This window comes from Agromyces albus (genome assembly GCF_004134825.1).
GTDB classification, from domain to species: domain Bacteria; phylum Actinomycetota; class Actinomycetes; order Actinomycetales; family Microbacteriaceae; genus Agromyces; species Agromyces albus.
In genome coordinates this window covers 79,238-105,243 of the sequence record NZ_SDPN01000003.1, presented here as the reverse complement: position 1 = coordinate 105,243, position 26,006 = coordinate 79,238, and the positions used below count along the sequence as shown (strand labels likewise).

Annotated in this window: 31 protein-coding genes and 1 tRNA gene; 15 read left to right on the top strand and 17 right to left on the bottom strand. The window is 68.8% G+C overall.

Annotated features, from left to right (window positions below):
* Positions 1-12: 12 nt before the first annotated feature.
* Together ESP51_RS02835 and ESP51_RS02830 are read right to left on the bottom strand one after the other, a co-directional pair.
* The gene (locus ESP51_RS02835; protein ID WP_129519375.1) at positions 13-279 is read right to left on the bottom strand and encodes a DUF7218 family protein; all 267 of its coding nucleotides are present in this window, start codon (positions 277-279) and stop codon (positions 13-15) included.
* 25 nt (positions 280-304) lie between these two features.
* Positions 305-1,189 (bottom strand): SDR family oxidoreductase, encoded by an 885-nt coding sequence (locus ESP51_RS02830; RefSeq protein WP_129519374.1) that lies wholly within the window; start codon positions 1,187-1,189, stop codon positions 305-307.
* Positions 1,190-1,483: 294 nt separating this feature from the next.
* Here ESP51_RS02830 and ESP51_RS20485 point away from each other — a divergent pair, with 294 nt between their 5' ends.
* Together ESP51_RS20485 and ESP51_RS02825 are read left to right on the top strand one after the other, a co-directional pair.
* On the top strand, positions 1,484-1,648 hold the full coding sequence (locus tag ESP51_RS20485) for a hypothetical protein (RefSeq protein WP_164990367.1): 165 nt from the start codon (positions 1,484-1,486) through the stop codon (positions 1,646-1,648).
* Between the two features lie 165 nt (positions 1,649-1,813).
* On the top strand, positions 1,814-2,227 hold the full coding sequence (locus tag ESP51_RS02825; RefSeq protein ID WP_422386822.1) for a DUF7882 family protein: 414 nt from the start codon (positions 1,814-1,816) through the stop codon (positions 2,225-2,227).
* Here ESP51_RS02825 and ESP51_RS02820 read toward each other — a convergent pair.
* Complete coding sequence (locus ESP51_RS02820) at positions 2,224-2,784, bottom strand: SRPBCC family protein (RefSeq protein WP_129519373.1); 561 nt, start codon at positions 2,782-2,784, stop codon at positions 2,224-2,226. The genes ESP51_RS02825 and ESP51_RS02820 overlap by 4 nt on opposite strands.
* 181 nt (positions 2,785-2,965) lie before the next feature.
* On the opposite strand from ESP51_RS02820, the gene ESP51_RS02815 reads away from it, so the two are divergent.
* Positions 2,966-3,175: a hypothetical protein gene (locus tag ESP51_RS02815; RefSeq protein WP_129519372.1), complete on the top strand. Its 210-nt coding sequence runs from the start codon at positions 2,966-2,968 to the stop codon at positions 3,173-3,175.
* A 70-nt stretch (positions 3,176-3,245) separates the two neighbouring features.
* Here the strand turns inward: ESP51_RS02815 and ESP51_RS02810 are convergent, their stop codons facing one another.
* Positions 3,246-3,569, bottom strand: coding sequence for a DUF7882 family protein (locus ESP51_RS02810; protein ID WP_129519371.1), 324 nt, complete (start codon positions 3,567-3,569; stop codon positions 3,246-3,248).
* Positions 3,570-3,672: 103 nt separating this feature from the next.
* Here ESP51_RS02810 and ESP51_RS02805 point away from each other — a divergent pair, with 103 nt between their 5' ends.
* Complete coding sequence (locus ESP51_RS02805; protein ID WP_129519370.1) at positions 3,673-4,848, top strand: alcohol dehydrogenase catalytic domain-containing protein; 1,176 nt, start codon at positions 3,673-3,675, stop codon at positions 4,846-4,848.
* Positions 4,849-4,947: 99 nt separating this feature from the next.
* Here the strand turns inward: ESP51_RS02805 and ESP51_RS02800 are convergent, their stop codons facing one another.
* The 6 genes from ESP51_RS02800 to ESP51_RS02775 form a co-directional block, all read right to left on the bottom strand.
* A complete protein-coding gene (locus ESP51_RS02800; protein ID WP_129519369.1) occupies positions 4,948-5,187 on the bottom strand; it encodes a hypothetical protein in 240 nt (79 codons plus the stop codon).
* Between the two features lie 129 nt (positions 5,188-5,316).
* A complete protein-coding gene (locus ESP51_RS02795) occupies positions 5,317-5,667 on the bottom strand; it encodes a hypothetical protein (protein ID WP_129519368.1) in 351 nt (116 codons plus the stop codon).
* Positions 5,654-6,043 carry a hypothetical protein gene (locus ESP51_RS02790; protein WP_129519367.1) on the bottom strand — a complete coding sequence of 130 codons (390 nt, stop codon included), beginning with the start codon at positions 6,041-6,043 and terminating at the stop codon, positions 5,654-5,656. The genes ESP51_RS02795 and ESP51_RS02790 overlap by 14 nt, the downstream gene beginning before the upstream one ends.
* Positions 6,040-7,269: an Nramp family divalent metal transporter gene (locus ESP51_RS02785; RefSeq protein ID WP_129519366.1), complete on the bottom strand. Its 1,230-nt coding sequence runs from the start codon at positions 7,267-7,269 to the stop codon at positions 6,040-6,042. Before ESP51_RS02785 ends, ESP51_RS02790 begins: the two co-directional genes overlap by 4 nt.
* Positions 7,266-7,730 (bottom strand): hypothetical protein, encoded by a 465-nt coding sequence (locus ESP51_RS02780; RefSeq protein ID WP_129519365.1) that lies wholly within the window; start codon positions 7,728-7,730, stop codon positions 7,266-7,268. Before ESP51_RS02780 ends, ESP51_RS02785 begins: the two co-directional genes overlap by 4 nt.
* A complete protein-coding gene (locus ESP51_RS02775; RefSeq protein ID WP_129519364.1) occupies positions 7,723-8,430 on the bottom strand; it encodes a DUF6766 family protein in 708 nt (235 codons plus the stop codon). The genes ESP51_RS02780 and ESP51_RS02775 overlap by 8 nt, the downstream gene beginning before the upstream one ends.
* A gap of 120 nt (positions 8,431-8,550) precedes the next feature.
* On the opposite strand from ESP51_RS02775, the gene ESP51_RS02770 reads away from it, so the two are divergent.
* The 4 genes from ESP51_RS02770 to ESP51_RS02755 all read left to right on the top strand — a co-directional run bounded on the left by ESP51_RS02770 (position 8,551) and on the right by ESP51_RS02755 (position 11,204).
* Positions 8,551-8,949, top strand: coding sequence for an MmcQ/YjbR family DNA-binding protein (locus ESP51_RS02770; protein ID WP_164990366.1), 399 nt, complete (start codon positions 8,551-8,553; stop codon positions 8,947-8,949).
* A 103-nt stretch (positions 8,950-9,052) separates the two neighbouring features.
* Positions 9,053-9,125: transfer RNA gene (locus tag ESP51_RS02765), tRNA-Arg, on the top strand.
* Between the two features lie 318 nt (positions 9,126-9,443).
* Positions 9,444-10,859 (top strand): hypothetical protein, encoded by a 1,416-nt coding sequence (locus ESP51_RS02760; RefSeq protein ID WP_129519362.1) that lies wholly within the window; start codon positions 9,444-9,446, stop codon positions 10,857-10,859.
* Positions 10,860-10,904: 45 nt separating this feature from the next.
* A complete protein-coding gene (locus ESP51_RS02755) occupies positions 10,905-11,204 on the top strand; it encodes a GNAT family N-acetyltransferase (RefSeq protein WP_129519361.1) in 300 nt (99 codons plus the stop codon).
* Positions 11,205-11,505: 301 nt separating this feature from the next.
* On the opposite strand, the gene ESP51_RS02750 is transcribed toward ESP51_RS02755, so the two are convergent.
* The 3 genes from ESP51_RS02750 to ESP51_RS02740 all read right to left on the bottom strand — a co-directional run bounded on the left by ESP51_RS02750 (position 11,506) and on the right by ESP51_RS02740 (position 14,556).
* Positions 11,506-12,462, bottom strand: coding sequence for an alpha/beta hydrolase fold domain-containing protein (locus ESP51_RS02750; RefSeq protein ID WP_129519360.1), 957 nt, complete (start codon positions 12,460-12,462; stop codon positions 11,506-11,508).
* A 46-nt stretch (positions 12,463-12,508) separates the two neighbouring features.
* Positions 12,509-13,495: an AraC family transcriptional regulator gene (locus ESP51_RS02745; protein ID WP_206737177.1), complete on the bottom strand. Its 987-nt coding sequence runs from the start codon at positions 13,493-13,495 to the stop codon at positions 12,509-12,511.
* A gap of 164 nt (positions 13,496-13,659) precedes the next feature.
* Positions 13,660-14,556, bottom strand: coding sequence for a hydroxymethylglutaryl-CoA lyase (locus ESP51_RS02740; protein WP_129519358.1), 897 nt, complete (start codon positions 14,554-14,556; stop codon positions 13,660-13,662).
* A gap of 174 nt (positions 14,557-14,730) precedes the next feature.
* Between ESP51_RS02740 and ESP51_RS02735 the strand changes: the two genes are divergently transcribed.
* From ESP51_RS02735 to ESP51_RS02725, 3 genes are read left to right on the top strand one after another with little or no spacing between them, the layout of a single operon-like run.
* Entirely contained in the window at positions 14,731-16,215 is a 1,485-nt protein-coding gene (locus ESP51_RS02735; RefSeq protein ID WP_129519357.1) for an aldehyde dehydrogenase, read from the top strand.
* Positions 16,216-16,217: 2 nt separating this feature from the next.
* Positions 16,218-17,417: a CaiB/BaiF CoA transferase family protein gene (locus tag ESP51_RS02730; protein ID WP_241842938.1), complete on the top strand. Its 1,200-nt coding sequence runs from the start codon at positions 16,218-16,220 to the stop codon at positions 17,415-17,417.
* Positions 17,418-17,442: 25 nt separating this feature from the next.
* Positions 17,443-18,138, top strand: a complete 696-nt coding sequence (locus tag ESP51_RS02725) for an FCD domain-containing protein (protein ID WP_164990365.1) — start codon at positions 17,443-17,445, stop codon at positions 18,136-18,138.
* A 9-nt stretch (positions 18,139-18,147) separates the two neighbouring features.
* Here the strand turns inward: ESP51_RS02725 and ESP51_RS02720 are convergent, their stop codons facing one another.
* Positions 18,148-18,603, bottom strand: a complete 456-nt coding sequence (locus ESP51_RS02720) for a MarR family winged helix-turn-helix transcriptional regulator (RefSeq protein WP_129519354.1) — start codon at positions 18,601-18,603, stop codon at positions 18,148-18,150.
* A 292-nt stretch (positions 18,604-18,895) separates the two neighbouring features.
* Complete coding sequence (locus ESP51_RS02715; RefSeq protein WP_129519353.1) at positions 18,896-19,438, bottom strand: TetR/AcrR family transcriptional regulator; 543 nt, start codon at positions 19,436-19,438, stop codon at positions 18,896-18,898.
* A 92-nt stretch (positions 19,439-19,530) separates the two neighbouring features.
* Between ESP51_RS02715 and ESP51_RS02710 the strand changes: the two genes are divergently transcribed.
* From ESP51_RS02710 to ESP51_RS02700, 3 genes are all read left to right on the top strand, one after another.
* Entirely contained in the window at positions 19,531-20,166 is a 636-nt protein-coding gene (locus tag ESP51_RS02710) for an SRPBCC family protein (protein WP_129519352.1), read from the top strand.
* 96 nt (positions 20,167-20,262) lie between these two features.
* Positions 20,263-20,898, top strand: a complete 636-nt coding sequence (locus ESP51_RS02705; protein ID WP_129519351.1) for a putative glycolipid-binding domain-containing protein — start codon at positions 20,263-20,265, stop codon at positions 20,896-20,898.
* A gap of 82 nt (positions 20,899-20,980) precedes the next feature.
* Positions 20,981-21,934, top strand: coding sequence for a helix-turn-helix domain-containing protein (locus ESP51_RS02700; RefSeq protein WP_129519350.1), 954 nt, complete (start codon positions 20,981-20,983; stop codon positions 21,932-21,934).
* An 11-nt stretch (positions 21,935-21,945) separates the two neighbouring features.
* Here ESP51_RS02700 and ESP51_RS02695 read toward each other — a convergent pair whose 3' ends face one another.
* Together ESP51_RS02695 and ESP51_RS02690 are read right to left on the bottom strand one after the other, a co-directional pair.
* Positions 21,946-22,659 (bottom strand): IclR family transcriptional regulator, encoded by a 714-nt coding sequence (locus ESP51_RS02695; RefSeq protein WP_241842937.1) that lies wholly within the window; start codon positions 22,657-22,659, stop codon positions 21,946-21,948.
* Positions 22,649-24,178: an APC family permease gene (locus ESP51_RS02690; protein WP_129519348.1), complete on the bottom strand. Its 1,530-nt coding sequence runs from the start codon at positions 24,176-24,178 to the stop codon at positions 22,649-22,651. Before ESP51_RS02690 ends, ESP51_RS02695 begins: the two co-directional genes overlap by 11 nt.
* Before the next feature lie 262 nt (positions 24,179-24,440).
* Between ESP51_RS02690 and ESP51_RS02685 the strand changes: the two genes are divergently transcribed.
* Positions 24,441-25,955, top strand: coding sequence for an APC family permease (locus ESP51_RS02685; RefSeq protein WP_129519347.1), 1,515 nt, complete (start codon positions 24,441-24,443; stop codon positions 25,953-25,955).
* Positions 25,956-26,006 lie beyond the last annotated feature (51 nt).

Sequence of the window (26,006 nt, the reverse complement as noted above, 5' to 3'; positions counted from 1 at the left end):
TCCGTCGGCCGCTCAGTGGTTGCGCAAGGCGCTGATGAGCTCCGACTTGCGCTTGCCGCTGTAGCCCTTGAGGCCGAGCTCCTTGGCGCGCTTGCGCAGCGCGTCGACTGTCCAGTCGTCGTAATCGCCGGCCTTGCCGCCCTTGCGGCCGACCTTGCTGCGACCCTGGCTGGCCGCCGCGTTGGAGATGCGCGCGGCCTTCTCCTTCGAGGCGCCGTCGTCGCGGAGCTCTTCGTAGAGCTTCGGGTCCTTCAGCGATGAGTTCTTGCGGCCCGGCATGGTGTGCTCCTTTCCTCCTCGACGTTCAGAGGCCGCGCCCGCCGGTGACCGGCAGGATCGCGCCCGAGACGTACGATGCGTCGTCCGAGGCGAGGTAGACGTAGGCGCCGGCGAGCTCGGCGGGCTGGCCCGCTCGCCCGAGCGGCGTGTTGCCGCCGAAATCGGGCACCTTGTCGGGCCATCCGGTCGCCGGAATGAGCGGCGTCCAGATCGGGCCGGGTGCGACGGCGTTCACACGGATGCCGCGTGGCCCGAGCTCTTCGGCGAGCGCCTTCGTGAACGCGACGAGCGCGGCCTTCGTCATGGCGTAGTCGACGAGCGCCGACGACGGATCGAAGCCCTGGATCGACGTGGTCGTGATGATGCTCGACCCGGCGCGCATCACGGGCACCGCGGCGCGCGCGAGGAACACCGGCGCGAAGATGTTCACCCGCATCACGCGCTCGAAGTCGGCCGTCGGGATCTCCTCGATGCCCCCTCGATTCCGCTGGTGCGCGGCGTTCAGCACGAGCAGGTCGAGCCCGCCGAAGGCGCCCGCGGTTCGGCGCACGATCTCCTCGCAATAGGACTCATCCTGCAAGTCGCCCGCGAGCAGGAGCGGCATCCGGCCGGCGTCCTCGATCCAGCGGGCCGTCTCCTCGGCGTCGGCCTCCTCACTCGGGAGGTAGGAGATCGCGACGTCGGCGCCCTCGCGCGCGAACGCGATGGCCGTTGCGCGCCCTATACCGGAGTCACCGCCTGTGATGAGTGCTCGTCGATCGACGAGCCGGCGGCTGCCGCGGTAGCTCTGCTCACCGTGGTCGGGAAGCGGCGTCATCCGATCGGTCATCCCCGGCGGCTGCTGCTCCTGGCGGGGGAACGGTCCCGTGGCGTGCTTGATCGTAGGGTCGATCAGCTGGTCATCGGTCATCGCAAAGCCTCCTTCATGGCAAAGCCCCCCTCATTGCAGTGGCCAAAGCTACGCGCGCGTGTGCGATGCCTACAGGGGGTTGACATCGGCGGACGCGCGAGCGAAACGCTTTCCACGCTCGCGCGCCGACGGCTAGCACGCCGCCGAAACGGCGGTCAACCCCTAGTTGGCGGGGCTCGCGACTCCCTAACGTCGAACCAACGGGCGTCACCACGCCCCAAGCCCTCGCCGAGTTCGACGAGGACCAGCCGCACTCGTCCAACACGACGGGACGGCACCCGAGAAGGAGAGATCATGAACATTCTCGTCGCCATCATCGCCATCGTCGCCGTCGTGCTGCTGATCACAGGCGGACTCGTGGAGACCCTGAACTTCCTGCTCTGGGTCGGACTCGCGCTGGCGATCATCGCGGTCATCGTGTTCCTCGTGCGGTACCTCGGCGGGAACCGAACCGTATAGCTCGAAGCGTTGCGCGATCGGGCCCTGAGACCCGGTCAGCAAGAGGAGGGCGGCCTGCGGGCCGCCCTCCTCTCCTGTTCATGCGCAGTTCGAGCGAGAAGACCTGCGGCGTGCCGCGGCGCTCGGACGTATCGCCGGAGGCGCACTCGGCGTAACCTCAATGATGTGGGCACTCTCTATTACGGCGACTCCGGCACCCCGATCGGCATCGAGGACCGCGCCCTTGCGCATCTGAAGATCGCCATCACCACGAAGCTGCGCCGCGGAGAGAGCTTCACCCTCTCGTGGCAGCACGCCGACGACCAGCCTCGCGGTCGAAGCACGCTGTGGCTGCATCCGTCGATCCCGCTCCGCTTCGTCTTCGACGAGCCCGAAGGGCCTGAGCTCAGCCGCACTTGGGTCGAAGACCTGATGCGCTCGGCGAACAGCACCGGCGGCATCCAGCTCGTGCCCGAACAGCTCGACAAGGAACCCATCAGCTCACCCGACGGCCAGCCTGTGCAGGTGGGCGTCGACGTGCAACCGATCGAAACCGAAACCGAGCCGCCGAAACGGGGCGCGGAGAAGCAAACGGTCTAGAGCAGGTCGGCGTCACTTCCTCGACTGCCCTCGCCGGGCTGGGTGAAGGGATCCCGTGGCGTGGGCCGGCCGCTCACGTTCTGGTCGGGAACGGCGGGCTCGCCGCCGTGGATCTCGCCGCGCCAGGCGCCGGTGGGCGTGCGGCGCTCCTCGATGTACTCCTTGAACCGCTTGAGGTCGCTCTTCACCTGGAGGTCGTCGAGCTGCAGCGCAGCGCCGGCCGCTTCGACGAACCCCTCGGGCTCCCATTCGATGGTGAGGTCGATTCGGGTGCGCTCGGCCCCGAGGGCGCGGAAGTCCACGCGTCCGTTGTGCACGACTTCGCCGACGCTCCGCCACGTCACGTGGTCGTCGGGAACCTGGTCGCCGATCTCGGCATCGAACTCGCGCTTGACCCCGCCGATGGAGACGGTCCACTGGGTCATCGCGTCGTCGATCTGCCTGACGGAGTCGACGCCGCCGAGGAACTCAGGGAACGATTCGAACTGTGTCCACTGGTCGTAGGCGACCCGCACGGGCACGTCGACCTCGATGTCTGCGGTCACTGTCGCGGTCATGATCATCCTCTCGTTCCGAGCGCGCCTACCGCGCTCGGATGACACGTTAGGCACGGCGCAACGCGACCACGAGGGGGTTGCCAGCCGCAAACGCGGCTGCTACCACGGAGTAAGGGGACAGTACGCCAAGGCGTCGGCGGGCGACGAGCCCGAGAGCCGCGTCGGAAGCCTGGAGGGAACGATGAGCGAACACGAGCAGGGAATCCACGCCGAGCGCTGGTGGCCGCAGCTGTCGATCACGGCCAAGCATCACCTCCTCGAGGACCTCGACGGCGAGCTCGATGACGTCGTGCGCAACGAGATCTCGGAGATCACCGGCGAGCCGGCGGGCGATCGGCTCGGCGACGGCGACAAGGCGTTCATCCGAACCCAGATCGAACCGGTCGACTGAGTCGCGTCACTTGGGACTGAGCGCGAGTCGCGTCACTTGGACTGAGCGCGCAACTCGCGGCTGACGCGCCTCACTCGCCTTCGAACGAGGCCGACTCATCGGGCTCGGGCACGAACTGCAGGCCGGCCGTGCTGTTGGCAGAGAGGAGCATCTGCTCGATCCAGAGGCGGTTGAGCTTCGGGGGGCGGTTGCCGCTGAAGACGAACTGCAGGGGGATGGATTCGTGCAGCCAGATCGTCGTACGACCGCTGCCGTTCTCCACGCCGTGCTCCCATGTCATCGCGAAGCTCTCCGACCGGCGGAGCTTGTTCAGGATGGCCACGCGCAAATGGGCGAGCGTGCGATCGTCGATCTCGATCTCGCGTGCTGAGGAGTTGTAGATGAACTTGCCCATGCCTCGAATCTATCCCGCGACGATGTGCAATGGGTGAGCAGTTCGACCGCTCGTGACTGTCAAGCCCCTGCCGCGGGCTCCGACGGGCGGGTAGGAACGGACCATGAGAGCCGTCACCTGGCACGCTGCACGCGATGTTCGCGTCGAGGAGGTTCCTGACCCGTCGGTGCTGGAGCCCACGGATGCCGTGATCCGCGTGACCTCCGCGGCGATCTGCGGATCCGACCTGCACCTCTACGACGTGCTCGGTCCGTTCATGCACCGCGGCGACATCCTGGGCCACGAGGCGATGGGGGTCGTCGAAGACGTCGGTGACGCGGTGCGTCGCGTCGCCGTGGGGGACCGGGTCGTCGTGCCCTTCGTCATCGCGTGCGGTCACTGCTTCATGTGCGCGAGGGGGCTCACGACGCAATGCGAGACCACCCAGGACGTGGACCGCGGCACGGGTGCGATGCTCTACGGCTACACCGAGCTCTACGGCTCGGTGCCGGGCGGACAGGCGGAGTTCCTGCGCGTGCGGCTCGCCGACGCCAACGCGCAGGTCGTGGGGCGCGACCTGCCCGACGAGCGGTACCTCTTCCTCAGCGACATCCTGCCGACGGCGTGGCAGGGGGTGCGCTACGCCGATGTGGCGCCCGGCGATTCGCTCGCGGTGCTCGGCCTCGGCCCCGTGGGCCAGCTCGTCGCCCGCATCGCGAAGCACGAGGGGGTGCGGGTGATCGCGATCGAACCCGTCGTCGAGCGGCGACTGATGGCCGAGCGATACGGCGCCGAGGCCTTCGATCTCACGGATGACGCGATCGACGCCATTCGCGACGCGACTGACGGGCGCGGGCCCGACGCCGTCGTCGACGCGGTGGGCCTCGAGGCGCACGGCAGCCCCGGCGCGGCCTTCGCACAGAACGCCGTGGGCGTGATGCCGAGCGGCATCGCGAAGCAGGTGATGACCAAGGCAGGAATCGACCGGCTCGCCGCGCTGCACCTCGCGATCGACCTCGTGCGTCGTGGCGGCACGGTCTCGGTGAGCGGCGTGTATGGCGGCACGCTCGATCCGATGCCCCTGCTGCGCATCTTCGACAAGCAGCTGACGCTCCGGTTCGGCCAGTCCAACGTGCATCGCTGGATCAGTGAGCTGCTTCCCCTCGCCGAACAGGAGTCCGACCCCCTCGGCCTCGAGGATCTCGCCACGCACCGGGTGCCGCTCGACCGTGCGCCCGACATGTACGAGCTCTTCAAGGCGAAGGAGCAGGGCTGCATCAAGGTCGTGCTGAAGCCGTGATCTGGGGTCCGCTCATCGACGGGGTCGCGTCGACCGGCCTGAAGGGCTGACGTCGCTCGCCTCAGGCCGGCTGCTGCGCGATGGCAGGCTGGTGCGCGATCAGATCACGTGCCCGTCAGGGTCGAGCGGGTCGCCCGTCGCCCGTCCCGGCTTGTGCGGGTCGAGGGGGTCGACCGTCCTGGGACGGTCGGGATCGCTGAGCGAGGTATCCCCGAACACACCACCCCGTTCGTCGTCGTCACGTCGTTGTTCGTTTCGGGCCGGGGGCTCGCTTCGTTCGTTTCTGTTCTCTCGTTCCTCTGTCAGGTTTCCGGGGATCCGGCTGAGCGGCTCACCCATGATGTTTGCTCCTTCCGGTGCACGGATGTCGGGTCATCCGTCAACTCCACGCTAGGAAGTCGAGCGTGAAGCCGGTAGGGGATTGACCTTCGTGTCGCCCGGGGCTACTCCAACGTCGGCCCCCGTCCGTCAATGGGGATGCGCCGTGGAGGCCAGCACCGGGTCGCGTCGCTCGTAGCCGTCGCGCAGTGTCACGCGACCCTCGTCGATCTGCGCGACGTCGGTCCACGCGATGAGGAACATGCCGCGGTGCAGCCAGTGCTGCGGTCGGGCGATGATCGCCGGCGCGTTCGCGCCGCGGCGCTCGAACCCCCACGTCGAGGTCCGGCTGTGCGGGCTCACGAGGATGCCGACGACGACCGTCTCGGCGAGCAGCTGGTGCGGCGCGCCCGAGATCTCGAGCCGTACATCGATGAGCGCGCCGAGGTGGTGTCCGGCGGCGTCGACGACCTCCGAGCCGAGCAGGTCACTCAGGATCATGGCGACCTCCCGGGATGCGGGCGATGATGTGCTCGCTGACCCAGCGCTCGGTCCAGGTGGCGTCGAGGATGTAGCCCGTGATGCCGAGGCGGATCGTGGTGCCGACCTCGGACACCAGTTTCCATGGGATGCGGATGTGCCGGGACTCCGGCGGCCTTCCGCCGAAGATCCGCGTCGCGAGGTCCGGTCCGGTCAGGATTGCGGCGACGGTCGGCGGCGGAGCATCGGGTTCGATCGGCGCACCGGGCTCGATGCCGTCGAGCTCGAGGTCGTCGACGGTCGTCACCGGCACGCCGTCGCGATCGAGCACCTGCCGGTCGAGGATGTGCAGGTGTGCGTCGAGCACGCGCCCTGCGGGTCGGTGAGGGTCGTTCATGAGCCCGCTCCCGTGACGATGAGCAAGGGGATCGCGGCGATCGCCGCGACGAGGATCACGACCAGGTACACGGAGCCGATGAGGTTCATGGCGCGGCCGTTGACCTTGTCGCCCATGTACTCGCGGTCGTTCGCGATGATGAGGATCGGCAGGTACGTGAGCGGCAGCGCGACGGCGGAGAAGACCACGGAGTACTCGGTGACGAGGATGGGGTCGACGCCGGTCGCCAGGATCGCCATCGCGACGAAGATGCAGATGATCATCGCAAGGTGGAACCGCGCCGCCTTCGCCGGGCGGCGGAACTTGCCCCAGGACCACCCGAAGTACTGGGCGAGCGTATATCCGCTCGAGAGGGTCGTCTCGAGTGCCGCGCCGAACGTCGCGGCGAGGATGCCGACGATGGCGAACGACAGCGCGAGCTTGCCGCCTGCTTCGGCGACGGGCAGCACGACCTGGCTGAGGCTCGTCACATCGATCGAGGCCGGCAGCAGCACCACCGCGGCGCATCCGGCGATCGCGATCGAGAGCACTCCGCCGAGGGGGAAGCCGACCAGCACGTTCGCCCGCGACGTTGCCAGATCCTTCTCCGTCCACTTCTCCTCGATCGCGCCGGAGGAGAAGAAGAACACCTCGTACGGCGTCATCGCCGCGCCGAAGAGGGCGATCGCGTAGAACCAGTAGGTCGACATCTGTTCGTCGGCGGGCGGGCCGGGCTGGAGTGCCTGGCCCGCGAGGGAGCCCCAGTCGGGCGAGAGCATGAAGAGCGCGACCGCGAACACGATGAGCGTGAGGCCGAGGAGTCCGGTCACGTTCTCGAGCAGCTTGAATCGGGCGCGCCAGATCACGATCCACACTCCGAACGCGGCGACGGGGACCCACAGCAGCGGGTCCACGCTCGTCGCGAGCTGGAGTGAGAGTGCCACGCCGCCGATCTCCGCCGTGACGGTGAGCAGGTTGATGAGGAAGGATGCCCCGAGGTTGGCGAGCCCGGCACGCGGCCCCAACCGCTCGCGAATGATCTCGAACGTCGCCCGCCCGCTCACCGCCGCCACGCGGCCCGACATCTGCGCGTACACGCAGATCCCGACCACGCCGACGAGCACGACCCAGGCGAGTCCGAGCCCGAATCGCGACCCGACGATCGCGTTCGTGACCAGGTCTCCGATGTCCACGAATCCGCCGATGGCGGTGAGGATGCCGAGGGCGACGGCGAAGATGCGTCTCATCGTCTCGCGCCCTCCGCCTCGGTGGCGCGTTCCTCGAGCGCCTCGAGGGCATCCGATGCGCGCTCGAGTGCAGGCACCGCATCTTCGAGGGAACCGGTGCCGCCCATCGCATCGCGCGCCCGGTTGACGCCCGTCACGCCGAGTGCGAGCGCCTCGAGCAGGTCGGTGCGCAGCGCGGCATCCGACTCGGTGGAGGTATCGGTCTCGGACACCGACGTCGACGCGTCGACGAGCTCGCGCCGCGCATCGCCGAGCGCCGTGATGGTCGTGGTCGGGAAGATGCGGTCGTCGAGCTGCTGGTCGACCGCGATGCGCGCGGTCTCGACGGCGGCGACGCCCTGCCCGATGGCCTGGTCGAACGTCGATGCCGGGCTCGAACATCCTGAGAGCACGATGGTGAGGGCCAGGAGTGGGGCGAGCGCCTGCGCCCGTTTCGACCGACCCCTCCGCGACTCAGGCACCGGTCTCGTGGTGCGGGGTGGCGACGGGCTTCGACTCCGGTGAACCGCGCTGCCTGAGGTACACGGATGCCCCGACGATCGCGGCGACCGCGAGGAACTCGCTCTGCCAGTTCTGCATCGACTCGAACCAGAACTGGGAGGTGCCGAGGAACTCGATCGCACTCACTCCTGGGAAGCCGTGCGCGGCCTGCTCCTCGGAGTAGGCCACGGCACCCGAGACGGCATGGAACCAGAACGAGAGGGCGAAGAGCACGAAGAAGAAGATCGCGAGCGAGTTCTCGTAGAGCACGAGCACGAACCCGCCCTTGCGCACGGGCCACGGGGTGGCGGCGTTGACCTTCACCTCTCGCGGATCCTGGTCCTGCTCGGTGCGCTTGTCGATCGGCTTGGATTCCGACGAGCCCTTCTGGAAGAGGAAGACCGTGAGCACGACGTAGGCGCCCATCTGCAGGAACTCGGACTCCCAGTTCTCGAACGTCGCCTCGAAGAAGTGCCCCGACGTGAGGTACTCGGCGAACGGCACGACCGCCGCCCCATGCTGGAGTTGCTCCTCGTTGTAGACCTGCAGACCGCTGATCGCCATGCCGGCGAGGCAGAGCACGAAGATGGCCATGCACACGAGGAAGAGGGAGTGTTCGTAGACCCACTGGCCGGCACGGCCGGCCGCATCGGCCTTGTGAGCCGTCTCGGCCTTCGTCATGATGCCTCCCGCGTCGAGAGCGTCCGTTGAGATGATGCTCTCGGGGCGCCTCTGCAGCAGCAAGGGCTTGACAGGGTCATGCCCTGATGGGGCACCGGATGCCTCGATATGCTGGCCGCCATGGGGCATCCGCAGGTGGTCGATCCGTCGCATCCGCTCGTCGAGCGGGTGCGGGCGATCTGCCTCGAACTGCCCGAGGCCGTCGAGGTCGAGGCGTGGGGCCGGCCGACGTTCCGGGCTGCGAAGCCGATCTTCGTGCACGTGAGCGCGTCGATGGAACGCCCATTCTCGATCGTCGTGAAGACCGATCCCGAGGAGCACCTCGCGCTCATGCAGGATCCGCGCTTCTTCGGCCCGCCCTATTACGACCGCAACCACTGGGTGGGCGTCGACATCGATGCACCCGACACGGATTGGCAATTGCTCGCCGAGCTCATCGAGACCTCGTATCGGCAGGTCGCGAACGTCCGGCAGCGCACGGCGCTCGACGCGCTGCGGCCCACCCACGCAGGCGGCTGATCGCGGTCTGCCGAGGAGGCCCTGCGGATTGGCGAGATCGAGACGCGTGGGATAGAGTGGCGTGGTTGCCTGATCAGCGAGTTTCGCGCGGGCGACAACCCATGCGCCCGTAGCTCAACGGATAGAGCATCTGACTACGGATCAGAAGGTTGGGGGTTCGAATCCCTCCGGGCGCACACTGGTTGAGACAGTAGGAGAACGGCTCGCTTCGGCGGGCCGTTCTCGTTTTCCTGGCAAGGCGGCTGCGGGCGGGCGACCCGGCCCTCGCTGACCTCCTGACGTCGGGGTACAACCTCGGCATCGTCGGAATCACACCGTCGGGCTCGGTCGAGCACGCAAGGCCCCCATGCGGGGTACAAATACCACGCTTTAGACCATTCTTTGCTGGGAATCCGCCGAGTATCCGCGCGCCCGGCTCCGTTCCCCGGTGAGCCGCATCCACGCCTCTGGATAGGCTCACGAACAATCTGAGTCCCGTGATCGAGAGTTCGGATATGAGGGGTGACCGAGCCGGACTCGTTCCGGCCACGTCAAAACTGGGGGGCTTCGTGCGGCAGCGAGCAGCCGCTCCCGGCATCGCCGACCGTGGGGGACACGGTCGGCCAGAGGTCGTGCTCGAGCAGCGTTTCCGCTCGTTCGTCAAACGCGTCTACGTGCTGCTCATCACCATCGCGGTGTCGATCGTGCTCTTCCATTTCGCACCGCAGCGCGGGATGCCTCGCGACGGTGCTCAGCTGACGGCCGACGTGCTGTGGCTGCTGCCTGCCGCAGCGGGCGGAGCGGCGGCCGGTGCCGCCATCGTCGTGGCATCCGCTTCGCATGCTGCACTCGAGGGCATGGCTCGCCTCGGCCTGCCCGGCCTCGGAGCCGGCGCGCGCGCACTCTCGAACGGGCTCACATGGGCGGCCATCGCACTGCTCGGCGTGCATTTCACGGCGAGCGCGTTCGCGGCGCTGCCCGGCGGCCACAGCCTCATCGGCGCGATTCTCGGCGGTTCGCTCGGCTTCGGCACCTATCGCCTGCATCGACACGCGATCGAGCACGACGCGTACCGCACGTTCAACCTCGTCGCGATGCTGCTCGCCACCGGCATACTCGCGAGCATGAGCATGACCCCCACGGGGGAGTGGTGGACGGTCAACTTCAGCACCCTCGGAACCTCCGACGACGTCGCCGCAGCGTGCTTCAACGTGGCGATCATCGTGTCGGGTGCCGGAATGGCGGGACTCGCCCGCAGCCTCACTCGCACCCTCACCGGGGTCCGATTCGGCACGCGCCGGGGCGGACTTCGCACGATGAATGCGCTCATCGTCATCATCGGAGTGTGCCTGATGGGCATCGGACTCGTGCCGATCGACGGCGATATGGTGCTGCACAACACCTTCGCCGCGGCCGCAGCGGGCGCGTTCGCCATGCTGTGCCTGGGTGTGCAGATCTGGGCGCGCCGGATGCCGCGAATGCTCGTCTGGTTCTCGTATGCGGCGCTCGGCCTCGAGGTGGTGGCGATGATCGCCTACGACCGCCTCGGATTCTTCAGCCTCACGGTATTCGAGATCATCGCGTTCACCCTCGTGTTCACCTGGCTCATCGCCCTCGTTGCGACCACGGCCATGCATCCGCATTCGCATTCCCAGTCGGCCGATGGCACGGATGCCGCGACGCGCCGGCACCTCGCGGTCGACTCGTTCGCGCGACGGGCCACGGCCGTGGCGACCGGGCCCGTGGGCCCCGCCCCAGATCGCCGCGCTCCGCGCCGTCTTCGAACGTCGACCGGGGTGATGAATGCGCGTGTCCGCAGGCGGTCACGACGAACAGGACCCCTCTCCCACGAGCAGCGCGCGATGTGGCGTGGCAGCGTGAGTTCAGACGACCCCCCGGACCACGGAATCTCCCGCCGCGTACGGCGTTAACCCTTGTGAGCCAGCGAGGTTCGCGGCCGTCGTCATGGAGGAAGCATGCCCATTGAGACCGACCGAGTCCAGATCACCCGACACGACGACAGAAATCGCTACGAACTCACGCTCGACGGAGAACGCGCAGGCTACGCGGAGTACCGGGCCAGGCCCGGGCGAATCATCTTCACGCACACGGTCGTGTACCCGGAGCACGAGGGTGAGGGACTCGGCAGCCGGCTCGCGAAGCACGTGCTCGATGAGGCCGTCGCGCAAGGCCTGACGATCGTGCCGGTGTGCCCGTTCATCGGCGCGTACCTGAAGCGGCACACCGAGTACGAGGCATCCGTCAGCTGGCCGTGATCGGCTGCTGAGCAGGCCTCGACGCGCGACGCGACCAGTGGAATGCGATGTCCCTCGATCTGGGCAGTGCGCGTCCGGCACGCGAGGACTACGATTCGACCAAACCCGAGTCGGGCCCGAACCCGACTGTCGTCAGCCCGTGATCGTTGCGCGCCGGCGAACCTGCGATCGATTTCCGGTCGTTCGCTCGGGGGCAGTCTCGTCGGGCTCAGTTCGGGTCGCCCGCCGAGAATGGCCTCCACGGAGGCCGCGGTGGGGCGGGAGGTAGGGTTCCCGCCCCGCCGTCAATTCTCCTCTGTGCTCACACCGATGCGTCGGATGCGTCGAGCCATTCCGTGATCGTCTCGACCGAGCGCTTCGCGGCATCCGTCCATGGGTAGTTGAGGTGCGCGTGCGCCGCTCCGGACTCCTCGAGGAAGGCGACGTCGACCCCGGCGTCGCCCAGGAGCTGAGCCAGGTGCATGCCGTCGGGGGCGAGCGCGTCGTACTCCGAGGTGATGATCATGGTGCGAGGCAGACCGGAGAGGTCGCCATCAGCAGGGGTGGCGTATGGACTGGGGCTCGCGGATGCGTCTCCGAAGTAGCCCTGGTACATGAAGACGACCATCGCCGCGTCGTAGTTCAGCATCGGCGGGATGACGGCCACTTTCGCGGCGTGCTCGTCGGAGGGGTCGGGGACGACGAGGTGGGTGAGCGGGAACGGCAGGAGCAGGCCCGCGGGCAGCGGCTTGCCGGCGTCCTTGAGCTTCAGGGCGGCGCCGAGGGACATGCTCGCGGCGCATCCGCCGCCGCCGAGCACCAGTCGGGCGGGATCGATGCCGAGTTCCGCGGCGTTGTCGTGGGTCCACGTGAACACCGCTTCGTATTCGTCGAGCGGCACGGGGAACTTCACGGTCTCGCTCACCAATTGGTAGGCCAGCGTCACGACGACCCCGCCCGTGCGGGCGACGAGCTCGCGGGCGAAGCCATCGGAACCCGGGTCGTCGATGGTGCCATAGCCCCACCCGCCATCGTGCGCCCACACCAGGCCGCCGCCTGAGGGCGTGCCCGAGAGCGGGCGGTAGATCCGGATGGGGATGTCGCCATGGGGGCCGGCGATGGCCCGATCCTCCGTGCTCGCATCGGGGGCACGATAGGTCGCCGGGGGCACGAAGGCGCTGAAGTACCGACCCTGAATCTCAGGATCTGCGAAGAACGTGCCGAGGTCGATGTCCTCGATCTTGTCGAACAGCTCAGCGAAATAGGTCTCGACAGGCATGGGTGTATCCGTTTCTTCATTGAAGGGACGCGGGTGGTGCGGGTTCTCAGCGCGAGCGGCGGGTGCGCCCCTCGCGGGCGGTCATGGACGGGAGCACGCCGAATCGCATGCGGTACTGCTCAGCGAACCGTCCGAAGTGGAAGAAGCCCCACCGCGCGGCGACCTCGTTGATCAGGGCACCATCGGCATCCGCGAGCAGTTCCTCGTGCACGCGATCGAGCCGACGGCTGCGCACGTACGCCATGGGCGACATCCCGACGTCGTCCTGGAAGCCGGCCTGCAGGGCACGGACACTGACCGAGGCCGCCTTGGCGATGTCGGGTCCGGCGAGCGGCTCCGCGAGATGCTCGTCGATGTAGTCGAGCGCCACCCGGATGTGACGCCGGCCAACACGCTGTCCCACCTCGCGGAGCAGGTCGTGATGGTCGCTCGGCACCACGAACAGCAGCTGGCTCAGCACGTAGGACTCGAGTTGCGCCCGGACCAGCGGCGACTCCGTGAGCCCGCCGGTGCGCGAGAGCTCGGTGCGGAGGTGGCCGATCGCCGCGAGCAGACTCTGGCCATGGGGCCCTGCGAGGTCGACGTCGAGTGCGAACCGCAGCGGCCGATCGACGGGCCGGCCGAGGAGCGCGGCGAGTTGGCCCTCGAGGCTCGCGCGGGGGATCTTGACCGCATACTGCACGGCATCGGGGCTCCAGCGCACGGCGCGTGGGCGCTCCGGCCCGAACATGACCGCGGTGCCACCCGGCGCCGTCGACACGGAGTTCCCGCCCTGGCTCGCCATGGTTCTGCCGGCCAGCGTGACGTTGAGGTGGTAGCAGTGCTCCATCGGGGGCACCAGCACCTCGGAGTCGGCTCCGTAGCGCACGTGTCCGAGCGTCAGGCGGCTCGACTCCAGGTAGCGGATCTTGAAGTTCAGCGGGAGCCCGTCACGCGATCGCAGCTCGTGGGGCACGTAGACGGAGGTCAGGAGCGATCGGGCCTCGGCCGGATCGTTCGTCGCGAACACCTGCTCGGCGGCGCGTTCGTCCACGGCGAACCTCCTTCCCACGTCATCGTTGTGGGCATGCTAGGCGCTGCGATCGTCGGGGCATAGTGTTTTCGACCGGCTTGGCCGCGTTCCGTCGCGATCGTGCCGGATTCGGATAGCGGTCGACGCGCGCCGGACAGGGGGATGTCGGGATCGGCTGCCGCGCGTCACGAGTTCGGGAAGACCCCCGCCTTGGACACCATGGCGGGCACGGGATGGCCGAGCTGTGCACCGAGGAAGTCAGCGGTCGGCAGCAGCGTCGCCAAGTTCCACCCAGAGGACATGCCCATCCGCTCGATGGCGTACAGCAGGTCCTCCGTCGCGATGTTCCCCGTCGCGTTGGGAGCGAACGGGCAGCCGCCGATGCCACCGGCGCTCGCGTCGAGGGTGGTCACGCCGAGATCGATCGCGGCGAGCGCGTTGGCGATACCGGTGTTGCGCGTGTTGTGGAAGTGGAACCGCAACGGCGCGGCCGACCGGGCTCGGAAGCCGTCGGTCAGTGCTCGCACCTGCGTCGGCACTCCGACGCCGATGGTGTCGGCGAGGCAGACCTCCTGGGCTCCGCCTTCCGCGGCGCGTACCGCCAGGTCGAGAACGCGCTCGAGGGGCACCTCGCCCTCGAACGGGCATCCGAAGGCCGTGGCGATCGTGACGGTCGCGAAGATGCCGTGCGCGCGGGCGCCCGTCACGACGTCCAGCGCTGCCGCCAGGCTCTCCTCGGTGGAGGCGTTCTGATTGCGACGGTTGAACGTGTCGCTCGCGCAGACCACGACGTTGATCTCATCGACCGCGGCGGCGATGGCCCGGTCGAGTCCGCGGCGGTTGAGCACGAGGCCCGCGTACGAGATGCCCCGGGTCCGATCCACGCCGGCCATCACGTCCTCGGCGTCCGCCATCGCCGGAACGAGGTCGGCGCGCGCGAACGAGACGGCCTCGATGCGGCGCGCCCCGGCATCCGCCACCTGCCGGATCAGCTCGAGCTTCGCCTCGGTCGGCAGGATGACGTGCTCGTTCTGGAGCCCGTCGCGAGGGCTCACCTCGACGATCTCGATCGTTGCGCTCATGATTCCTCCTGTGCAGACCAGCACAGCAGCAAGTGCCCGCCCCGTCGAGCCGATTCGCGACGCACGGCAGGAGGCGGCGTTCGCAGGACGCGGGACGGCGCGGTGCGGATAGCGGAGCGCGACGTGCTCGGCGAGACTGCCTGTTGACCATCGACCGACGAGCCGAGGACGACGATGTCTCACAGCACCACTCCCACCTACTTTCCGATGCACGTCGGCGGAGAGGATCGCGCCTCGGCATCGGGTCGCACGTATCTCTCGCTCAACCCCTTCACGGGCGAGGCGTGGGCCGAGGTACCCGACGGGAACGCAGAGGACGTGGATGCGGCGGTCGCCGCCGCGAGACTGGCGCTGCAGGGGGAGTGGGGCATGCTCACTCCCACTCGTCGTGGCGTGCTGCTGCGCCGCCTCGGCGAGCTCATCGCCCGGGACTCCGCCTATCTCGCCGAGCTGGAGACGCGCGACAACGGCAAGCTCCTGCGGGAGATGCTCGGGCAGATGGCGAGCCTGCCCGATTGGTATGCGTACTTCGGAGGCCTCGCCGACAAGCTCACCGGCGACGTGATCGCCACCGACAAGCCGAACTTCCACGTCTACACACGCCACGAGCCGGTCGGCGTGGTGGCGGCCATCACTCCCTGGAACTCGCCGCTCATGCTGCTCACCTGGAAGCTCGCGCCCGCCCTCGCAGCCGGCTGCACCATGGTGATCAAGCCGAGCGACCACACCCCGGTCTCGACCATCGCCCTCGCCCGCCTCGTGGACGAGGCCGGGTTCCCGCCCGGGGTGGTGAACGTGGTGACGGGCTGGGGCCCCGAGACCGGCAAGGCGCTCTCGTCGCATCCCGGAGTCGATCGGGTCGCGTTCACGGGATCGACCGAGGTGGGCCGGCTGATCGCCCACGCCGCGGCTGACAACCTCACCCGGTCGAGCCTCGAGCTCGGCGGCAAGTCCGCCCAGCTGGTCTTCGCCGATGCCGACCTCGATGCGGCGGCCAACGGCATCGTGGGCGGCGTGTTCGCGGCCACTGGGCAGACCTGCATGGCCGGGTCCCGCGTGCTCGTGCACGCGGACGTCGCCGAGGAACTCACGGCGAAAGTGGTGGATCGCGCCCGACGCATCCGACTCGGCGACCCCATGCTCGCCGAGACCGAGATGGGTCCCGTGGCCAACCAGCGCCAGTACGACACCGTGACCCAGCACTTCGCGTGGGCGGTGGAGGATGGTGCCACCGTGGCGTACGGCGGGCGAGCCGACCCGCAACTCGGGGGTCTCTTCGTTCAGCCGACCGTGCTCACGGATGCCACGCTGCAGATGCGATCGGTGTCGCAGGAGATCTTCGGCCCGGTCGTGGCGATCACGGCCTTCGACGACGAAGACGAGGCCGTCGCCATCGCGAACGGCACCGAATTCGGTCTCGCGGGCTCGGTGTGGACGAGCGACATCCGACGGGCGCACCGCGTGGCCGCCGCACTGCGGTGCGGCACTGTCTGGATCAACGCCTATCGTGTGGTGGCGCCGCAGGTGCCGTTCGGCGGGGTCGGGCTCAGCGGCTGGGGCCGGGAGAACGGTGCGGCGGCGATCGCCGACTACACCGAGACGAAGGCGGTCTGGGTCGAGCTCAGCGGAGCGACTCGCGACCCGTTCGTGCTGGGATGAGCATGCCGACCGCCACCGGGCCGCTCGCCGGCATCCGAGTGATCGAGCTGGGCCAGGTGATCGCCGGGCCGTTCTGCGGGCAGCTCCTCGGCGACCTCGGTGCCGACGTGATCAAGGTCGAGGCGCCGGGCACCGGCGACGTGCTGCGCCAGTGGGGCCCGGGCGACGCCGCGGGCGGAAGCGTGTGGTGGCAGGTCGCCGGCCGCAACAAGCGCTCGGTGACCATCGACCTGCGTGTGGCCGAAGGGCAGCGGCTGGCGTCGCTGCTGGCGGCTGAGGCCGACATCCTGATCGAGAACTTCCGCCCGGGAACGCTCGAGAAGTGGGGTCTCGGCTGGGAGCGGCTGCACGAGGTCAACCCCGGGCTCATCCTCGTGCGGGTCAGCGGCTACGGGCAGACGGGTCCGTTCGCCGGCTTGCCGGGTTATGCGGCCGTGGGGGAGGCGATGGGCGGGCTGCGATCACTGGTCGGATACCCCGACCGCCCGCCCGTGCGGATCGGCGTGAGCCTCGGCGACTCGCTCGCCGGGATGTTCGCCGCGCTCGGTGCCGTGGCCGCCCTGGAGGCGCGCCACTCGAGCGGACTGGGCCAAGTGGTGGACGCCAGTATCTACGAGTCGGTGCTCGGCATCACCGAGTCGCTGGTGGCCGACTGGTCGGCGCTCGGACGCATCCGCGAACGCAGCGGGCCCATTCTGCCCGGCATCGCACCCAGCAACGTCTACCCGACGGCCGACGGCGAGGTCATCATCGCGGCGAACCAGGACACCGTGTTCGGCCGCCTGTGCGAAGCGATGGGATGCCCCGAGCTGGCGACCGACGATCGGTTCCGCGATCACCGGGCGCGGGGAGAACGGCAGGAGGAGCTGGACCGGATCATCGCCGACTGGAGCCGCGGTATCCCCTCGGCGCAGCTGCTCGAGACCCTGCGCGAGGCCTCGGTGCCGTCGGGATTGCTCTACCAGCCGAGCGACATGGTGGATGACCCGCACATGCGTGCACGCGGCTCCCTCGTCGAGGTGCCGACCGACGGATACGGCCCTGTCACCATGCAGAACGCCTTCCCGATGCTGTCGGGAACGCCCGGCTCGGTGCGCTGGGCCGGACACGCCCTCGGCGCCGACACCGACGACGTGCTGGAGAACGTGGTCGGCTTGTCATCCGACCGGATCAGCGCGTTGCGGCGCGACGGCATCGTGTGACCGGATGACGGCGAGGGGGCACGCGATGGAGCAGGAGCAGGAGCAAGCAGCACGCTACGGCGCGTTCGAACGGGCGCAGGACCGAGCGGCATACGAGGGGCTGCGCGACCTCGTGCTCGCGCGCGCAGGGCGCACCGTCGAGGCGATCGACCTGCACGCCATCGGCGAGGAGCTGGACGTCGAGACTCGCTGCCTCGAGCACGCCCTGGTGCGGCTGCACGCGGAGTCCCTGGTCATCCGCGACGAGTGGGGCACCTATCGAGCCTCGCCGCTCACCGTGGAGCTGGCAGACGGGTTGTTCGACGCACGAACCGCGATCGAGATCGGGGTGATCGACTCCCGCATCGACGAGATCGCGCTCGCCGAGCTCGCAGTGCTCGAGGACTTCGCCCGACAGCTGGCGAGCATCGTGAAGGAGCCACTGCCCGACCTCGCGCGCTTCCTGGCCACCAGCCACGACTACCACACGCACCTCGTCGGCCTCGCCCACTCGCAGCCGCTCACCGAGGCGTACCTTCGGTTGGGGATCTCCAAGTTGTGGCGTGCCTCGATCGCCGACCTCGACTGGTGGAACCTGTTCGACGTGCAGCATCACACCGCGCTCACGGCTGCACTGCGCGAACGAGACCGGAAGCGCGCGAAGGCGCTCGTCTATGAGCACCACTTGCAGGTGAAGACGCTCGTGCGCGACGTCATCCGCGCCGGTGGCGGTTCCCTCTGAGCTCGAGTGTCACTCGCGGGCTGCGGCCGGCGCGACACTGCGTCGGAGCCGGTCGCACAGTTCCGTGAGGTTGCGGAGCTCCTCGTCGTCGAGTGCGTGGCCGACGTGCCGGTTGATGGTCTGCATGTGCGTGATCGCGACCCTGCGGAACAGGTCGAAGCCCTCGGTCGTGAGGGCCACGATGGTGCCGCGGCCGTCTTCAGGATCGTGCGACTTCGCGATCAGGCCGCGCGCGGTGAGGCGGTCGACGAGCCGGCTCACGCTCGGCTGGGTGATGAGCACGCTGCGGTTCAGTTCCTTCAGCCGGAGCCGACGGCCGGGCGCCCTCGAGATGTTGAAGAGCACGTCGTATTCGTTGAGCGAGAGCACCTCGCTCGGGAACTCGGCCGCGAGCGCGCGCATGACAGTGACCTGGGCGCGGAACAGCGACTCCCAAGCTGCAACGGTGATCGCTCGATCCGCCATTCGGGCCCCCTTATCGATTGGACTGATCCAAGAATAGGGAACCGCAGGAGAAATCGGTTGAGGGCCGGTCGTAGAGGCTGACGACCGGCCCTCTCCCTTGCACCAAGAGTGTCCTGCAATCACATTCCGCACCGACCGCCACAGCAAACAGTCGGTGCACTTCCGAATATATAACGGATCGATAACGGGCGCTAGTTATCATTCTGTGATTTTTCGAAATTGGCGGAAATCGGTTACCCGAGCGTCGATCGGTTGGCTGAATCCCACAGGATCTGGCTGCTTCATCGCGTTTTCACCCCGCGTGCAACAGCGCGACGAAGTCGTCGACAACCTGCTCGGGCGTCGTGGGCTCGTCGCCCTTCGCGAGGTGCCCGGCCAGCGCAAGGTCGATCGCCCCGTGCGCGACCGAGCGGATGAGGTTCGCCAACCGGTGGGGGGATCCGGCGGGCAGCTCGCCGGACTCCTGGGCCGCGCCGACCGCCACGAGGAGGGCTGCCCAAGCCTCCTCAGCGCTGCGGGCGAGCTCGATCGAGTCGACGGTCCATGGCCCGTACACGAGGCGAAAGCGGTCGGGATGTCGCAACGCTCGGCCGATATAGGCCCGCATCGTGGCCGCGAGGTCTCCCTCGACCGCGAGCAGGGCCGCGTAGTCGGCGAGCTCGCGGGCCGCCACTGCGGCCAGCAGGGCCTGTTTGTCGGCGAAATGCTTGTAGGGCGCGTTGTGCGACACGCCGGCTCGCCGACCGACCTCGCGCAACGTCACGCCTTCGGGGCCGCCCGCGTCGAGCAGTGCGGTGGCAGCGGCGAGGAGCGACTCGCGCGTGGTGGAGCTCACCCTCGGAATACTACCCCCGGGGTTGACAGCGTCAACCGAGCCATGGTGAGGTTGACGCTGTCAACCTCACCACCTACGGATTGGAGACCGTAATGGCCACGTCATCCACCCTGTCGCGCGGCCGCCGAGTACGCGCTCTCGTCATCGTCGCCGGGGCCACCGCCGCGCTCGGCGTCATCGTCTGGCGCCTGCTCGCGCCTCCCGCAACCCCGCCGGCGTATGCCGATGCCCGGCCGGACGAAGCGGACGACGGGTACTCCAGCGTCACCCACTCGGTGTTCATCGACGCGGCACCGGAGCGGGTCTGGGAGTGGAGCAACGACCCCGACCTGCGTCTCGAAGACCTCGTGAGGTTCGAGAACTTCCCCGCCGTCGTCGGCACCGTGCCGATCACCGGCGAGTGGCGTCCGGGCGAACGCGAAGGCGATCGTCGTCGGGTCGAGTTCGCCGACGGCAACTCCCTCGCCGAGGAAGTGCTCGTCGACTCGCCCGAGCGGTTCCGCTATATGATCTGGGGTTTCACGAGCCCGCAGCGGTTCGCCGTTCAGCACGGGATCGCGGAGTTCAGGTATGCGGGCGAGGGCCGCGGCACCCGCCTCACCTGGGAGTACACCTTCCTGCCGACGGCCGAGTTCCTGCGGCCGGCCGTCGAATGGTTCCTCGAGTCGACGATGTCGCCCATGATGCGCGCGACGCTCGCGGCGATACGCGACGGCGCCGAGGCGTAGGGCGGGGGCGACGCTCCGAAGGCCGCTCGGAATCGCGGTTGTTCGGGCACGGATGCCCGTCGTGGACGCGTCGCGTCGCCTGCGATACTGCTGCCCATGGTCTTCGCACCACTCCCGTCGACTGCGGCGTGGCGGCATGAGCTCGCCCGCGACGGCTTCGAGGTCGCCTATTTCCAAGCCGATGGATCCCGATCGCGGTTCATCGGCTGCACGACGGCGGTCGAGGAGGGGGCGACCGCCGTGGTGACCTACGACATCATCGTCGACGCCGACTGGGCGACGAGGCGCGCGAAGGTGGCGCTGCAATCGGAGTCCGGCGCCCGACGAGTTCTCCTCGAATCGGAAGGCCATGGACACTGGCGCATCGACGGCGAACCGGCCCCATGGCTCGACGGATGCCTCGACGTCGACCTGGAGTCGTCGGCCATGACCAACACCCTCCCGGTGCACCGGATGCGGCTCGATGTCGGTGAGCGGGCCGATGCTCCGGCCGTCTATGTGCGCATGTTCGATCTCAGCGTCGAGCGGCTGGAACAGGGATACCGCCGCATCGCCGATGCCGATGCCGATGCCGAGACCGACGCTGATGCCGGGTCGCGCGAGCCACGCTCGACGCGCGCCGGCGAGCGATACGACTACCGATCGCCGGCGTTCGACTTCGAGTGCGTGCTCGTCTTCGACGAGTCGGGCCTCGTGCTCGACTACCCGGAGATCGCGGTTCGCGTCGCCTGACTTCGCGACGAGCGGGAACGACGGTCTATCCGTGTACCACCAGTGCCTCCCTCTCTGCAGCAGACCGCCGTACGGTTGACGCATGGACCATCGCGAGGAGATCCGAGACTTCCTGCGCTCGCGGCGGGCCAGGATCACCCCCGAGCAGGCGAACCTGGCCGCGTACGGTGGCAACCGGCGCGTGCCCGGCCTCCGTCGTGAGGAGGTCGCGATGATCGCCGGGGTGAGCGTCGACTACTACGCCCGCCTCGAGCGCGGCAACGTCAACGGCGTCTCCGACGAAGTGCTCGACGCGATCGCTCGCGCACTGCGGCTCGATGAGGCCGAAATCGCGCACCTGTTCGACCTCGCCCGAGCTGCTCGTGCGACGCTCACGCCGAGACGCCGCTCGAACCTGCCGCAACAGCACGTGCGGCCGAGTGTGCAGCGACTCCTCGACGCGTGGGTCGGCGCGCCGGCGTGGATCCGCAACGACCGCATGGACCTCCTCGCGGCGAACGACCTCGGTCGCGCGCTGTACTCCGAGCTGTTCGCCGAGCCGGCGCAGCCGCCGAACAACGCTCGCTTCGTCTTCCTCAACCCGCGATCGAAGGACTTCTACGTCGACTGGGAGCGCGGGGCGAACGACCTCGTCGCGATCCTCCGCAGCAGCGTGGGCCGCAACCCGAACGACCGCAGCCTCATGGAGCTCATCGGCGAGCTCTCGTCCCGCAGCGAGGCCTTCCGCACCAAGTGGGCGAACCACAACGTGCGGTTCCACCGCACGGGCGTGAAGCGGCTCCACCACCCGGTGGTCGGCGACCTCGAGCTCTCGTACGAGGCGATGGTGCTGCCCGCCGACCCCGGCCTGACGATGTTCGCCTATACCGCCGAGCCCGCGTCACCGAGTGAGGAACGACTCAAGCTCCTCGCGAGCTGGGCGGCGACCACGGCGGCGGATGCGGCGACGGCGACGGATGCCGCAACCGCGACGGATGCCGCGTCGGAACCCGCACCCGCGGCTTCGGACGTCGCTGACCGCCGACGCGATCGCTGAGCGGCAGCTCGCTAGGAGAGCAACGGCCCGAGCCGGCTCGCCCCCTCGCGGAGCACGCCGAGGAGTCGCCCGGGGCGTTCGATGCGGTCCGTCGTGGTCGACAGGCTGAGCGCTGCCACGAGGCGGCCCTCGAGGTCGCGGATCGGCAGGGCGAGGCATCCGCGAGCCGGATCGAACGCACCGGTCTGCACCGCGAAGCCCCGATGGAGCGTTTCGGCGACGAGTCCTGAGCTCAGGAGGCCCGACCGCACGCCCTGCCGGTCGAGGTCGGCGAGCAAGAGCCGGCCGATCGCCGAGACGCCGAGGTCGCGCGTCAGCCGCGCGGCATCCGCCAGGCGATAGTCGGGGTCCTCGTCGAGTATGCGCAGCGTCGTTCCGGAGTATCCAGCGAGATGCACGCCGCCACGCACGTGCGTGCGAACGCCGGCGACGATGCTCCGCACCGCCTGCGGCGGACGCGCCGGTGTGACGAGGTGTGCGAGCTCGGCCACCTTGCGTCCCAGCGCGAATCCCGAGAGATCGCCGAGCCGCACGAGGTACTCCTCCTGCACGAGCAGGTTGAGGAGTCGATACGCAGTGGCGCGCGGCATGCCGAGGTTCGCCGACACCTCGCGCGCCGTCACGCCGGCGCCGCACCGCGCGACCTCCTCCAGCACGGTGAACGCGCTGTGGATCGCCTTCGGCTGGCGGGCGTGCACGCCGTGGGCCGCGAGTTCATCCGCCACGTCGTCCGCCCGCGCCCGAGTCGTCGACCCACTCCGCGTCGGGGATGCCGCCGAGCACGTCGCCTGCGACCGCATGGTCGTAGACGCCGATCGCATGCCGCAGCCACGGGCGCCGCAGCATCCGCAGCCAGTACACGGCGATACCCGCCGCGAGCAGCGCGATGAACCCCCAGACCCCGATCGCCCGATCGCCGCGGGTCTCCTCGATGAGGTAGACCGCCACGACTCCGGTGAGCGCGCTCGCCGCGATCGCGGCCTTCGCCGTCGCCCACGCGCTCGACTCGCCGATGCGATGCAGGAACACCGGGGCCGCGATGCACGCGAGCACGTAAGCGAGGATGTACCCGGCCGCGGCGAAGATGATGAGCACGGTCATCGCCGCCCAGATGTCGCCGATCACGAGCACGAGCACGACCGGCACGGTCGTGACGACCGGCAGCGCGATCGCACTCGCGACGAACGGCGTGCGGAACCGGGAGTGTGCAGTGCCGAACACTTGGGGCAGCAGCCCTTCGCGACCCATCGAGAACAGCACCCGCACGAGCGCCGTCGACGACGCGACCGCGCACGCGAAGAGAGAGGCGGCGATGCTCACGTCGAGCAGGAATCCCGCCCACGGAACACCGAACGCCGCCGCGAGATCGTTCGCGGGTGACGTGCTCGACGCCGCGTCGAGCCCCGTCACCTCGAACCCGATGGTCTGCGCGGCCGCCGACCCGAGGTAGAGCAGGCCCGAGAGCAGAACTGTCCAGCTGATCGCCCGGGGGATGCTCGCGAAGGGCCGCTTCGCCTCGACGCCGAGCGCGGCTGAGCTCTCGAAGCCGACGAACGCCGTGATCGCGAGCGTCGCGGCGACCGCGAATCCCTCGACGTCGAAGGCTCGGGAGTCGGGAACGAGCATGACGAGGCCTTCGGGGCTCGACGCGATGACCGCGACGATGAGCACGACGATCAATGCAACCGAAGTGACCTCGACGAACAGGGTGACCCGAGTCGACAGCCGGATGCCGCGGGCGAGCACGAGCAGGCACACGAGCCCGAGCGCGGCCATCGCGCCCGTTCCGAGCGCCACGGCATCGAGCCCGATCGGGGCGATCCGCGTGATGAGCAACGCCAGGTAGTATCCGGCGCCCGCGAGCGCGAACATCGCGATGAAGCCGTAGCCGATGAGCAGTCCGACGCCGGCGACGAATGCCGGCCCGGTGCCGAGGCCCCGGGCGACGAACGTGTAGAGCGAGCCGGTCGCCGCCATCCGCCGGGTGAACTCGTTGATCGTGCTCGCGGTGAGCAGGGCGATGACGAGAGCTGCCGCGAGGGCCGGCAGGTTCGTCGCTCCCGCGACCGCCGACACGAGGAGTGGCGTCGTGAAGGCCGCGCCGGCCGGCGCGACGGCCGACACCGATTGCGCGAGCACATCAGCGAAGCCGACGCTTCGCCTCGCCAGACCCGAGAGCGGTGAGCGCTCGGCGAGGCCCTCGATTCGCTCGGGGCGGGCGATGGCGCGGGCGAGCGCATCCATTCGGCGGGTCCTCTCGTTCGGCTCCGCGTCCGGCTCGGCCGCGCCTTCGCGGTCGACCGGCCGGATCGTCGCAGAGCGCGATCCTAAGTCGGCCAGGTTTCGGCCGGGGCATCCGTTTCGTTTCGTTCGTGTGACCGCGAGTGAGACGGCGCTGCTCCCGGTGTCTCAGAGAGCGTGCACGACTTTTCACGGGCGAGGCATTCGGGGGCAACACGTGCTCGGCAGGCTTGCCGCATCCGTTCCCGTCCCCCGAGGAGTCGCCATGACCGCACTCAATCAATCCCCAGGCAGCACCGGAACCACCGGAACCGTCGACGCCGCGGCCCGCCCGAGCAACGGCCGTACCCTCACCGGTTCCCTCGGCGTCACCGCGATCGTCTTCATGGTCGTCGCCGCAGCATCCCCGCTCACTGTCGTGGGCGGCGCAGCGCCGCTCGGCATCCTCCTCGGCAACGGTGTCGGCTATCCGGCGATGTTCGCCATCTCCGCCGTCGTGCTGCTGCTCTTCTCCGTCGGGCTCGCGACCATGGCGAAGCACGTGCCGAAGCCAGGCGCCTTCTTCACCTTCGTCGGGTACGGACTCGGACGGCCGATGGGCCTCGCGACCGCTTACCTCGCGCTCCTCACCTACACGACGATCCAGGTCGCGGTGTACGGCTACATGGGCTACGTGCTCCAGGTCACGTTCACCGGTCTCGGCGGGCCCGACCTGCCGTGGTACCTCTACGCGCTCGCCGTCATCGGCCTCGTCGGCGTCCTCGGCTATCGCCACATCGAGTTGAGCTCGAAGGTGCTCGGCGTGCTCCTCGTCGGCGAGATCCTCATCGTGCTCGCGCTCGTGGTCGCGGTCGTGGCATCCGGTGGGCCCGAGGGCCTCTCGCTCGCACCGTTCGAGCCCGCGAACATCGTCTCTGGCGCCCCGGGCGTCGGCCTCATGTTCGCGATCGCGGCGTTCATCGGGTTCGAGGCGACCGCCATCTTCCGCGACGAGGCCAAGAACCCGAGCCGCACCATCCCGATCGCCACGTACGTCGCGGTCATCGGCATCGGCGTGTTCTACACGATCGCGTCATGGGGCATCGTCATGGCATGGGGGCCGAGCGGCGTCGTGGACGCGGCCGCCGCCGACCCGGGCGCCATGGTCATCATCACGACACTGAACTACCTCGGCCCGATCGGCGAGGTCGTCATCAACGTGCTGCTCATCACGAGCATGTTCGCGTGCGTGCTCTCGTTCCACAACGTCATCACCCGCTACCAGCACTCCATGTCGACCGCCGGCGTGCTGCCCCGCCGTCTCGGCGACGTGCACCACCGCCACCTCTCGCCGCACACCTCGTCGATCGTGCAGACCGCCACGGCCGTCGCGTTCACGGGCGCCTTCGCACTCCTCGGGCTCGACCCGGTGCTCGCGGTGTTCACGTGGTTCTCAGGGGTCGCGACGCTCGCGATCGCGATTCTCATGGCGATCACGAGCGTGGCGGTCATCGTGTACTTCACGCGGAAGAACCGCGGCGCGGCCAGCGTCTGGCACACGGTCATCGCCCCGGCGCTCGGCCTCGCGGGCCTCGTCGCCTCGGCGATCATCATCACCGCGTACTTCCCGATGCTCGTCGGCGACGTCGACGCCGAGGGCATTCCGGTGTTCGGCGTCCTGAGCCTCTCGCTCCTGGCGTTCATCGCGCTCGTGCCGGTCGCCGGCTACGTGCAGGCGCTCGTGCTGCGGGCGCGCGACCCGCAGGCATATGAGCGCATCACCGACGCGATCGGCGGATGACCCGCGCGGCACAACCTCACTTCGACCCGCACACCGACACCACCCCGAAGG